At 39.0% G+C, this 12464-nt stretch carries 6 protein-coding genes and 1 pseudogene; 6 read left to right on the top strand and 1 reads right to left on the bottom strand.

Translation table 11 applies throughout. The features are described 5' to 3' along the window. Positions 1-58: 58 nt before the first annotated feature. The 6 genes from JMN32_RS21010 to JMN32_RS21035 all read left to right on the top strand — a co-directional run bounded on the left by JMN32_RS21010 (position 59) and on the right by JMN32_RS21035 (position 11892). Positions 59-1456: a hypothetical protein gene (locus tag JMN32_RS21010; protein ID WP_202858348.1), complete on the top strand. Its 1398-nt coding sequence runs from the start codon at positions 59-61 to the stop codon at positions 1454-1456. A 201-nt stretch (positions 1457-1657) separates the two neighbouring features. Then, positions 1658-3022: an ATP-binding protein gene (locus JMN32_RS21015; RefSeq protein ID WP_202858349.1), complete on the top strand. Its 1365-nt coding sequence runs from the start codon at positions 1658-1660 to the stop codon at positions 3020-3022. 136 nt (positions 3023-3158) lie between these two features. After that, the gene (locus JMN32_RS21020) at positions 3159-6359 is read left to right on the top strand and encodes a hypothetical protein (RefSeq protein ID WP_202858350.1); all 3201 of its coding nucleotides are present in this window, start codon (positions 3159-3161) and stop codon (positions 6357-6359) included. A 129-nt stretch (positions 6360-6488) separates the two neighbouring features. Then, on the top strand, positions 6489-9530 hold the full coding sequence (locus tag JMN32_RS21025) for a WD40 repeat domain-containing protein (protein ID WP_202858351.1): 3042 nt from the start codon (positions 6489-6491) through the stop codon (positions 9528-9530). A gap of 49 nt (positions 9531-9579) precedes the next feature. After that, entirely contained in the window at positions 9580-10653 is a 1074-nt protein-coding gene (locus JMN32_RS21030; protein WP_202858352.1) for a porin family protein, read from the top strand. A 24-nt stretch (positions 10654-10677) separates the two neighbouring features. Further along, entirely contained in the window at positions 10678-11892 is a 1215-nt protein-coding gene (locus tag JMN32_RS21035) for a hypothetical protein (RefSeq protein WP_202858353.1), read from the top strand. 76 nt (positions 11893-11968) lie between these two features. Here the strand turns inward: JMN32_RS21035 and JMN32_RS27820 are convergent. Then, a pseudogene (locus tag JMN32_RS27820) lies at positions 11969-12328 on the bottom strand (transposase); the annotation flags it as partial. Between the last annotated feature and the right edge of the window lie 136 nt (positions 12329-12464).

Raw genomic sequence — 12464 nt, forward strand, 5'->3', positions numbered from 1 at the left:
TCACTTTACACTATTCATTTTTTTACCTACTATAGTTTTTTCAACTTAAATTTTCAAAATGTCACTTTTAAACCATTTACTACTTTATCGATTAGCTCCAAGGTTTTTCCTCATTTATGTACTGTATTGCCTGCTACTTCAGCAGGCAACTGCCCAGGATATACGTACTAAAAAAAATGTAAAGAAGATTGAATCCATTGAAGCCATGTACCCTACTGATAGTGGCTTATATGTAGTGGGTTCTCACGTACCTCTGATAGTAAAAGCTCAACAGAAAAAAAATAAGGAAACCATTACAACGGGCACTAGCAATAATAAAATCGATTGGACCGCCTATGCGGTTGAGGTTGAAGGAGGATCTTTTAAAAACGGTTTAGTTCATGTAGCCCCAAAGCGCTCCGACATTCCCAACGAGGGGGTAAAGGTGAAGGTAGGTGTGATCATGAGACCCGAATTCAAAGATGAATTGATTATCCCTGTCCATGAAATCTCAAGTATAGATCTTAACTACACCCCAACACAAGATCCACTGAGCTATACCTTGAATTTATCCGCCAGATTGTATAATGAGGAAACCATTACGAGCAAATCAAGCAGTTTTTCCTGGGATATCCTCAATTTCACGGCTAACGGCGGAGTATTTAAAGATGGAATTATAACCTTGTCGGAAACCGATCACCGGCATATGAGGAATAATACTATTGGAGTAAACGCTCAACTGGTTGCTGACAAAGCGATAAATGATACCATACAAATACCTCAGGATTTTAAGAATAAAATAGTGGCCTTTTATGGGGGGAGATCGGGCAGGAATGGTCGTGATGGCAGGAGCGGAAACTCTGGTAAAGATGGAAAAGGAGGTGGAGGCCAAGGGTCTGGTCGTGATGGTTCACCTGGTAGCAGAGGTCAGGATGGTGGTGATGGAGATGATGGTGGGAATGGTGAAAATGTTGAAGTATATGTCTCATTGTCAGGATCATATGTTAATGAGGTTCCAATTCTAAATGTCCATATCAAAAGCACCACTTCACATAAAGAACATTACCTGAAGATCAATAGCGACAACAGTTATTTGTCAATAATTGCTAACGGTGGCTGGGGTGGCTCTGGTGGTAATGGCGGTAACGGGGGTAATGGCGGGTCTGGAGGAAGTAGTGGTTCTTCTAATTACACCAACGGGAAGTCAGGCAATGGGGGTGACGGGGGTAATGGTGGACACGGAGGCGACGGGGGTGATGGTGGTAATGTTCGTGTATATATAGACCCTGCTGCAAAACCGTATATAAATGCAATAACCATTCTATCTAAAGGTGGCGAGGGAGGCTCCAATAGTGCAGGAGGAAATGGAGGCCAGGGAGAAAACCGGGGGAACTCTGGCAGACAGGGTGAAAAAGGATATGCAGGGGCCGATGGTACAATTGAATATATAGATCAAAAAGTCTCCTTAGATTGGTAATGTATAAGGTTGTAAATGATCTCATTACTTTGGAATGAAGCTGACTTCTATACAGCAATGAGCGGTCAAAGTTTTAAATAACACATAACGAATTAATAATGTTTCACTTATAGCAAAAATAACAAACAACACATCAAGTTTTTTACAAGAAATATTTTTATTCTTCTATTTTTGTCCCCATAATGTAGATTGATCTGTGCCATGAAAGAAAGTCCTAATTTACTCTCCTTAAATGCTGCTGTCTTGGCAAGGGAGCTAGAGTGGCTCTCCAATTTTCTAAGCCTCAGAATAGAGCTTCACAAGCAAAGAAAATTTGACGCCCAGCAGCTTTATAAACTTGAACCGCCCCAGTTTGATCAGAGTGTTTCTGCCTCTCCCTATGTTCAACTAGTTACGCAGTTCAATATGGACCTGCCTGAGCGCATAGTGCTATTACTCGCCCTCCTGCCCCACATTAAACCTGAAATGCTTGACATTTTTTTTACACGAAATGACCAGTATGGAAGAGTGTTTACCGAGTTTGGTGGGATTGTGGGGAATAATCATAACGGGTTTATGCCAACTGGTGAAACAGCCATTTATGTCTTAGCTGCCGATAATCTGGAGCTAAGATTCTACTTATCAAAACTATTCAGTAAAGAGCATTTTTTCGCATCCCAAAACATCTTATATCTGGAACATATCCATAAAAACGAGCCTGAACTGAGTGGTTTATTGACTATTTCTAAGGAATACCTGAGTATGCTAACCTCTGGAGAACACCACCGCCCTGAGTATAGCACGGATTTTCCAGCTAAAAGAATCTCAACAAAACTAAACTGGGATGATCTGGTATTGGCTTCAGAAACTTACGATTCGGTACAGGAAATAAGCATATGGTTACAGCATGGTCATCACCTCCTTACAGACCCTGAAGTAGGTAGAAAGATTAAGCGAGGATATAGAAGCCTTTTCTATGGCCCATCAGGAACAGGAAAAACGTTAACTGCCTGCCTGTTGGGGAAAACTGCCGGGCTGGATGTATATCATATTGACCTTTCAATGGTAGTTTCCAAATATATTGGTGAAACCGAAAAGAACCTGGCAAAAATCTTTGATCATGCAGAAAACCGTAATTGGATTCTGTTTTTTGATGAGGCCGATGCACTATTTGGAAAAAGGACTCAAACCAGTAGTTCAAACGACAGATATGCCAATCAGGAAGTATCTTATCTATTACAACGGATAGAGGACTTTCCTGGAGTTGTCATACTCGCTAGTAATTATAAGTCAAATATGGATCCGGCCTTCATGAGACGCTTTCAATCCTTGATCCGCTTCCCAATGCCAGGAGAAAACCTAAGACACCAATTATACAAAAAGGCATTTACCGGAAACTATATTTTAGATGAAGAAATTGACCTCCATGAAATCTCAAGAAAATATGAACTTTCTGGTGGTAATATTATAAATGTATTAAGATATTGTGCCATGATGGCAATCCATAATAATGAAGGATATGTCACAGAAGATAATTTTTACGAAGGGATAAGAAAAGAGCTGAAAAAGACAGGAAAAACCATGTAAAAGTTATTTTTTGAATATTAAGTTGAATATATTTACGCGTTACAATAATCTAGATTAACTATTTTTTGACCGAAGTAACATGTTCTTATCGAAGTGAGATTGGCAAAAAATTGAATACAGTTGAGCCAGAGCAATAATGAAAAGCCTTAACCACCAAGCATTTAACACAAAAAGAAAGTTCTCAATCCTAGCCACATTGGGAATATTTATCGGCATCGGACTAGCCTTCCTGGACCTCGCCGCTGTAAGTCTCTTTTTGAACAAATACGATAGTCAGGACTTACCATCTGCTTTTGCAATGTCAGGACTGGTAGGAGTTATTGTTTTGGGGATATACGCTTATCAAAAAAACAGGTTTTCGTTTTCCAGAGTTGCCATAATTTCCTTCACTCTGATCACTCTGAGCACATTCTTTATTTATTATGGTCTGGAAAATATTGACTATTATAAATATGTATATTGGCTATTTGTATTAACTGGTCCAATCAATGCGCTTGTTTACTATAATTTCAGAAGCCTGGGCAGTTTAATATTTGCTCAACAGCGACATAAAAAGCTCTCTGAATGGACCCACATAGGTGTAATTATAGGTGCGGCCACTATTTTTTTCACAATAACCCCATTACGAAAACAACTTGCACTTTCAATTTCTGAGTTTGTATATTTTGCAGGCCTCGCATTTGCTTTCTCCTCTCTCCTGCTGGCATTGATATCACGAAGTTCTGTAGTGCTTAAGGAATTGGCAGTAAGTGCTCAATATATCAATGCAAAAAACAGTTATTTCAAAATAAGTAAGAACAACTTCCTTGTACAGTTAGCTCTTTTCTCATTAACAGTAACAGTCATACTCTTATTTGTGGATTATTACTTTTTACACATTGTAGAAGCTAGCTATTCAAGCACTAATGAGCTATTAGACTTCCTGGGTTTCTTTTATGGCTGCATATTAATAGCAGGAATATTCACTCATATTTTGATTTACAACCGTGTAATGAATAAGTACGGCCTAAAAGTAGCATTACTGGTTCTACCCATTATTGTAGGCCTGTTATCTGGGTTGGGTATAGTCATCGGCTCTTATTTTGGACATGTACCTGGTACTAACACGTTTCATGTGTTCTTCCTTACTATCTGCATCCTTAAACTTATCGGCACGTCGGTTAATGACAACCTAACTGCAAATGCCTTCAGGTACTATTTCCTACCTATCGAGGACCTGCTAAGACAGGATACTCTATTAAAAATAACCGGAGTAATCAGAGAGGCTTCCGTTGCCATCGCCGGTGGTATTCTGCTCTATATGACTACAGCAACATTCATAGACAATGATGCCTATTTTGCTGCAGCTCTGATTATAATTTGCATTGTTTGCATCATTATAGTATTCAAAATTTACAACACGTATAGGGATGTTCTAAAGAATACTCTTGATAAACAACAGCTGGTTAAAACCAGTGAAGCCAGGTTGAGTTACGCAGAAAAATTGGCACGAGAAACAAAAAACATCCCTTTGGCTCGCTTACCCCGCCACTTAAATATCATAAACACTCTCGACCCTGTTGTATTTAAATCGGCTGTATTATCGATCATCAATAGTGATAATGATAAAGCTCAGAAGATAGCCCTTCATCAGGCCAGCCATCTCTGCCTGTTAGAAGCTATCCCGATTCTGGATGAGATTATGGAATCCAAGTATTTTAATGTGCTTAAAAACAGAGATCTCATTGAGAAAACGTATCATAAGCTTAGGGGTGCTGAATTCAGGCTTGAAAAGTTAACTTACATCGAGCAATTGACCTACTCCAAATTAGTAAACGAAAGGATCTTTGGAGCCTCATTAACCAGGTACGCTGAAGAGGATATAAAACCCAAACTTCTGAACAAGCTCTTCCGTGACCCTGTAACCAAAGTAAGGTACTACGCGGCAGCGGCTGCAGCCGGTTCCGAAGATGAAAGTATGCTAAAAAACCTGATCGTCATGCTTGACAATCCCCTATACAGCAATGCTGCGGTAGCTGCAATTTCTGCAACAGGAGAGCAAACTTTGCCAGTATTAGAATCTGCATTCCACCTGACCGGACAATCAGAAAAAATCCAACTTAGAATAGTTCAGATCTATGGTCGCATTGGATCTCAGCAAGCTGTAGAACTCTTATTGAAAAAACTGGACCTACCAAACCAAAATGTGATAGCTGCAACATTGGTGGCCTTAAGTAAGTCAGGTTACAATGTAAAAAAGGATAAGGCCCTTAATATTAAGAGGGAGTTAGAGGAAATATGCGCAACTACCATTTCCAATATGCAGGCATACCTGGACTTGCAAAAAGAAAAAGCATCTAACCTATTGCTTAACGCTGTAACTGCAGAAATAGAGAATAATTACAATACGATATTCCAACTATTGGCTCTGCTCTACGAAGCAAAATCAGTTGATCTCGTTAAGGAAAACATTAACAGCGGTAATACCGATCAGTCGGACTTTGCATCAGAACTTCTCGATATTTTCCTTGAAGAGGAATTGAAACCGATTGTACTTCCCATTCTAAATGTCTCTTCCTACTCGGAAAAGATTAATAAACTACAGTATATACTTCCTACAACATCCATGTCGAAGAATGAAGTACTGTATGATTTGATCCTAAAGGATTATAAAAAGATCAACAGATGGACCAAGGCATGTGCCATTATGGAATTGGCAGAGGAAAACTCTCCATCAAACCATGACATTTTCGCGGCAAACCTTGTAAACCCTGATCAAATGCTTAGGGAGATCGCTGCTGCAGCATACTATCGTCTGAGCCAAGAAAACTTTGCTGTATTTATCGAGCGTGATAAATACAAAAAGGAATATGCGGAACAGGCCTTAAAACTAATCGAAGATGTTGAAAAAGGAAAAGAAGGTGAACTGCAAGAAAGCCCTAAACTAAATATAGAAGTGGTTAAATTTTTAAATGACATAGCAGGCCTTCAATCTGTACCTGGGTTAGTGCTTTCTGAAATCGCAAAGCTTACCAAGGCTGCATTCTACCCTATAGGAACTGAAGTTGTTTCCTTTAATGGTATGGATGATATGGCCTATGCTTTTATTTACAAAGGTTCTGTCTCACTGCAAAAAAATGGTCTTGAGCTTAACAGCTATGATCAAAATGGTTTCTTGCACGATTTGGATCTTATAAATGAAGGCGAAGCTGAATATAATCTTATTGCTAACGAAAATACTATCTTATTTTGGATTGACAGATCGGCATTCAGTGAATTGTGCTCATTCTATGAAGTACTTCCTGACAATTTGTTAAACGAATTAAATGATAAAAAAAAAGAGGTAATGGCCGTTTAATGACGTTAACATAAACCTCTGGTAAATAAATATGAATCAGGATTTTTAAATATACCGGCATCTCCGGTTTGTAAGCCATAAACACGATTGACAGTGATAATATCCAACACAGAAGCTAAACCAGATCTTATGAACGGTTCGAATGAAACTTTCAACCCATTTCCGGGTTTAAGGCCATTTAGGTATGAGGAAAGCCATTTATATTTTGGCAGAGAAGAACAGATTGGTGAGGTACTGGACAAACTGATAGAACACCATTTCGTTGCCATAATTGGAACGTCAGGTATAGGTAAATCATCATTTATTAACTGTGGAATTTTACCCATTCTATTCAAAGACTTCAAGACAGCAGTAAGTTCTAAATGGGAGTCCGTAAACTTTCGTCCAGGTAACTCGGCCCTTAAAAACATGGCCAAGGCTCTGTTGCACGAAAAGATTGAACATGCTGATGATGAAAATTCCCAGCAACTGGTTACTGAAACAGTAGATAATTTAAGGAGAGATGTAAATACACTGGTCAATATTGCAGGCAAAAGATACGAAGCTTCAGGACGTAACATTCTAATATACATTGACCAGTTCGAGGAAATTTTCAGGTACAGAGAAAAGAATGACAACAATTATGATGATGTAAGTATCTTTCTTAACCTACTCATAACAGCCACCAGTCAGAGTGAGATACCGATATACATTGCCATTACAATGCGTTCTGATTTTGTTGGTGATTGTGCAAAATACCCTGAGTTTACAGACAAAATAAATGACAGTCAGTTTCTTATACCTCAAATGACGAGGCTGGAAAAAAAGAAAGCCGTAATAGGCCCTATTGAAACCGTTGGAGCAACTATTGATGAAGACCTTGTCCAGAAAATCCTGAATGATGTTGGGGATGATGCAGATTCTCTACCTGTAATGCAGCATGCCTTAATGCGTACATACGACTATTGGCTGCATAATAGTTTTAAGGGTGATGCAATCTCATTTGCCCATTATGAGGCTATTGGAGGTATGGAAAAGGCTCTTTCTATACACGCTAACGAGGCCTTTTATGAGCTTAATGAAAAGCAACAAGCTTTATGTGAAAAGATATTTAAAAACATTACTGAAAAAGGTGATGGCGGTCGGGGTACAAGAAGACCTACGCGTCTTCAGGAGATTGCCGTAATTGCTGGAGCTACTACTGAAGAAGTGATGTTTATTGTAGAGCATTTTCGCGCAGCAGGTCGTACCTTGCTGATGCCTCCATATAATGTTACACTGACTGAGGACAGCATGGTTGATATTTCTCACGAAAGTTTGATGAGAATATGGACTAACCTTAGAGAATGGGTAGATGATGAGTCAGAGTCTGCCAAACTTTACCTCAGACTTTGCGAAGCTGCAGAGATGCACCAGTTAGGTAAGGCGGGCCTATGGAGGCCACCGGATCTTCAACTGGCTCTTAGCTGGCTTGAAACCCACAAACCTTCACTTTCCTGGGGTTTAAGGTATAACCCTGGCTATGAAAGAGCAATGTTATTCTTAGAATACAGTAAGAATGAGTATGAAAAGGAACAGCGCAACAAGCAAAAGATTCAGAAAAGACGACTTTTCATTGCAAAAGTAACTACAGGAGTCTTCGGTCTTGCATTCCTTATTGCCTTTGGTTTCTTTTTGTATGGGGAAAAGCAACGAATCATTGCGGGAGAAGAGAAGGTAAAAGCAGACAGCGCAAGAATAAAGGCAATCGAAAAGGGCGAGCAAGCCAGGATAGCAGCTATTAAAGCTGATTCCAGTCGAAAGATTGCATTACAGCAAAAAGAGATTGCGACGAGTGCCATGCAAGAAGCTCGAAGAAATGAAAGAATAGCAAGAGATGCTGTTATCCTTGCTGATAGTGCAAAAAATGATGCGCTAAACCAAAAGAACATTGCTGACCTGGCAAAAGAAGATGCATATAACTTGCGACTCTTGTCTATTGCAAGATCTATGGCTATCAAATCGCTGCAAATTGCGGACCCTGAAGAAATGGGATTGGTCGCCCAACAAGCCTATAAGTTTAATCATGAAAATGGTGGCAACCCTCTGGATCCTGACATTTACAGTGGCTTATACTATGCTGTAAAAAAACTTCAGGGCAAGGGATATAACCAACTAATCAAGCATACTGATAATGTTAGGGTCCTTACCAATGTACCTGGTGGCGGCAACCAAATCTACTCAACGGGTAGTGATGGTACTATACTATTGTGGAACCTAAATAATAGAAGTAACCCTATTACCGTAAAAACAAATACCGAAAGGCTCATCAATAAATCTATGGCCTTAAGTCCTGATAAAAAGTGGCTGGTTACTGGAGGAGATTATGGCTATTTGCAATTGTTTAGCGTTACAAACCCAAGTGCTCCTCAGCTCTACTTGATCGGCCAGAATGAAAGGATCAGGTCTACATGGTATTTAGAGTTTGCTTCTAATAACCAGTTCATTTCAGTTGGTGAGGACAAAAGAATACTACTTTGGGATATTCCAAGAGAGATTACAAAAACAACAGTTATTGCTCCTCGTGAAATCACAAAAAGTGATTTAAAAATAAACTCAATTGCGCTTAACCCTAAAACACGGGTAATAGCCACTGCAAAAATACAGGGACAGGTAACTTTCATTGACCTGGATACTAAAGAAGAGAAAGTTTTTTATCATGACAGCAGGACACAATCAGATATGGTATCCGTTGCATTTAGCAGCGATGGGAAAATGCTTGCAGCTGGAAATGAAAATGGAACAGTAAGAGTGTGGAATCTTCGTACCAATATGCCGTTAACCATTTCGGATAAACATGCTGCTCGTGTAAATAACATAAGATTCAGTGCAGATAATTCTAAGCTTGCTACAGGAAGCTTCGATGCTACGGTAAGAATCTGGAATACAGAAAGACTCAACGACCCCCCTATCATACTGGATGATCATGATGATTGGGTGTGGTCTATTGAATTTAGCCCTAACGGAGATTACATATTGGCAGGCTGTAAAGACCACTTGATCAGAATGTGGCCTACAAAAATAGAGAGTATGGCTAACATTATTTGCGGTAAAATTTCTCGTAATATGGAACTAAAAGAGTGGGAAGATTTTGTTGCTGATACTACCGACATATCCTATCAGAGAACTTGTCAAAACTACAAAGGATTATAGCAATATTCTTAACATTAATTCAACCTGAAAATACGGCGATATAACAATCATGTTTAAACGAATCATATTCATTTTAGTAATTTCAGCGTCTTTTAGCTTGCAGGCTATAGCCCAATCTCAAAGTAGCTGTTCTCAAACCTTAAGAGAAGCCCAACTTACCTATGAAAGGGGGCGTATCGATTTGGTACCGGAACAACTCGCTTCATGCCTGAAATCAGGATTTAACAAGGAAGAAAAAATAGCTGCATACAAACTCCTGGTAAATACATACCTTTATTTCAATGAAAGTGACAAGGCTGCTGAAGCAATGACTTTCTTCCTTTCACTAAACCCTGAGTATGAAATAGATGTAATCGCTGACCCCTCAGAATTTATTAATTTATACAATTCTTTTAGGACTACTCCTGTATATCTGCTAGGTGGTAAAGCAGGAAGTAATATGACTGCTGTGAATGTTTCAAAGAATTTTAGCCTTGACGACTCCTCTATTGAAAGGGGTAAATACAACTTTATACCAGGGTTTAATGTTGGTATAGCCCTTGAGATACCTATTACCAAAAAGGTATCTGCAGCTCCGGAAATCTATTTCAGCCAGAAAAAATACCAGTATAGAGATCTTATACTGGGCTTTGCGGACCTGAACTTTGAAGAAACACAAACCTTAGTAGAACTACCTGTTTTTGTCAAATACAACATAGGCAATTATGGAAAGAATAATAACATTACTCCTTTCGTCAATGCAGGAGGGTCGGTTAGCTATCTTCTAAGTTCGGAAGCTGATGTATTGAGAAAAGATGCCGTCAGCGGTGAAAACCAACGTGAGGTTTCAGGACCATCCATTGACTTAGCTGATCAGCGCAATAGTATTAATTATGCAGCTGCGGTTGGTGCCGGTGTAAAACTCAAAAACATTATTGGCAGAGGCTACCTGATAGTTGACTTTCGCTATACATATGGGTTGAATAATATTGTAAACCCTGATAACAGAACAGCTAATACATCACTAGTTTACGATTACCTATATGTAGACAATGATTTTAGCATAAACAACTACTCATTTACAGTTGGTTATCTAATTCCTAAGTATAAGCCAAAGTTGTTAGTCAAAAAATCAAAAAAATAACAGTACGCAAGATTAACAGTAGACATGAAAAGTTCCTTTAACATTTGTAATATAACAATTGCTCTGTCATTATTTGCCATCTTGGCCTGTGTATCCTGCGAGGTTGACCCGTTTGCAGAACCAGATGATTCAGGACAGTTCATCAAATTTTTTGGAGAGGTAAATGATGAAAATGGCTATGCCGCTATAGAAGCTGATAATGGTGATTTCATATTCACTGGCTCCACAAACTCAACAGAAGATGGTAGCACTAATATATTAATAGCAAAAGCAGACGTTAACGGAAACCGTGTTTGGCAAAAGCAAGTAGAGCAACCTCTAAATCAAACCAGCAAAGACATTGAACTGCTCTCGAATGGTGACGCTTTTATATTCGGACATACCACACTTTCTAACGGAACCACTGATTTTCTACTTCTGCATATCAATTCCGAAGGTGAAGAAGTTGCCTCATTCACTTATGGTGATAGCACTAAAAATGAAGAAGGTCTTGGACTTATACCATCCGTATCAGGCGGGTACCTTCTAATAGGTACAATAGAAAACAATGCTTCTGATAAAGATATGCTCATTACCAAAGTAGATGATTCTGGTAATGAGATATTCAGCAATACCTATGGATTAATAGATGAATTTGATGCTGTAACTTCTGTTGTGGAAAACGAGGCGGGAGAACTGGTATGGTGTGGAACTCTTAACAGAAATGGTACTCAAAGTATGAGAGTTGTCTCAACCGACTCGCTTGGAAGTTTGATCTGGGATTATACCTATCAGGAGGAAATAAATAACTCCCAGTCCGTTGCCAGCGATATGAAAAAGATCACTGGTGGATACATTATTACAGGGAAATCATTTACGAATAGTGGTGAATCCAATGTTTTGCTTGTTAATATAAGTGATAAAGGGACTTTTAAATGGGCGGCGGACTTAACTTCTACATTCTCCCAAGAGGGTAACTCCGTAGCTCGTACCTCGGACGGTGGATATACAGTAGTTGGTAAAATCCTTACTACAGCAGGAACAAGTGATATCTATCTTTTAAAAACAAACTCCCTGGGGCAGCTACTCTGGTCGAAAACATTTGGTGGGGAGTACGATGATTCTGGTAATTTCGTCAAGGAATCTTCAGACAGAGGTCTTATTATATTGGGTACAGCCAAAGTTAACAATAATAATGTCATAGAGTTTATAAAAACTGATGCTGACGGAAACACTCCTGGTGATGGAGGTGAGAAGTAAAAGTCAATAGTCAACAATAAACTAAAAGAATAGGAGACACTGTCCCAGAAAGTGTGTACGTTAAGTAAGGGTTAGATTAAATTCTGACCCTTTTTTCATATAAAGTTAAGAATAGATTAAGAATAATTCTCCAACCCCCGATAGGCATTGACCATTTTTTAGTGGCCTCCCGTACAACGGGATAAACTGATTTCATGACGGCTTGATCAGTAGGGAAAGAAAGCTTGTTTTGGTATACTTTCTGATTTTGCCATTTAGGTTCTCTATTAGATTGGTGGTGTATATGATCTTTCTAATTTCCAGATGGAATTCAAAAAAAGCGATGAGTTCATCCCTGTTCTCCCTCCTCCCGTTTAGGCATAAGAATATTTACTATCCCAAGTACCGGAGAAATCTTCCAGGCAGCTCTGGCGGCTTCTTTAGTTGGTGCAGTATAATTGTATAACTAATAAAGGCAATTTATTCAATTACTGCCTTGAGAAAACCTAGCAAAGTGAATGAAAATAAAAGAGGCTGTCTCAAAAGTCTCTCAAAAGAAAGGCTGGCGAAAATTCTATCGCCAGCCTTTTTAG

Origin of the sequence: Fulvivirga marina (assembly GCF_016775155.1) — a bacterium.
Lineage (GTDB): Bacteria > Bacteroidota > Bacteroidia > Cytophagales > Cyclobacteriaceae > Fulvivirga > Fulvivirga marina.

Excerpts from the sequence above, each read along its gene's own strand:
- JMN32_RS21020 (WP_202858350.1), top strand. The coding sequence starts at position 3,159 with ATGAAAAGCCTTAACCACCAAGCATTTAACACAAAAAGAAAGTTCTCA.
- JMN32_RS21030 (WP_202858352.1), top strand. The coding sequence starts at position 9,580 with ATGTTTAAACGAATCATATTCATTTTAGTAATTTCAGCGTCTTTTAGC.
- JMN32_RS21015 (WP_202858349.1), top strand. The coding sequence starts at position 1,658 with ATGAAAGAAAGTCCTAATTTACTCTCCTTAAATGCTGCTGTCTTGGCA.
- JMN32_RS21035 (WP_202858353.1), top strand. The coding sequence starts at position 10,678 with ATGAAAAGTTCCTTTAACATTTGTAATATAACAATTGCTCTGTCATTA.
- JMN32_RS21025 (WP_202858351.1), top strand. The coding sequence starts at position 6,489 with ATGAACGGTTCGAATGAAACTTTCAACCCATTTCCGGGTTTAAGGCCA.
- JMN32_RS21010 (WP_202858348.1), top strand. The coding sequence starts at position 59 with ATGTCACTTTTAAACCATTTACTACTTTATCGATTAGCTCCAAGGTTT.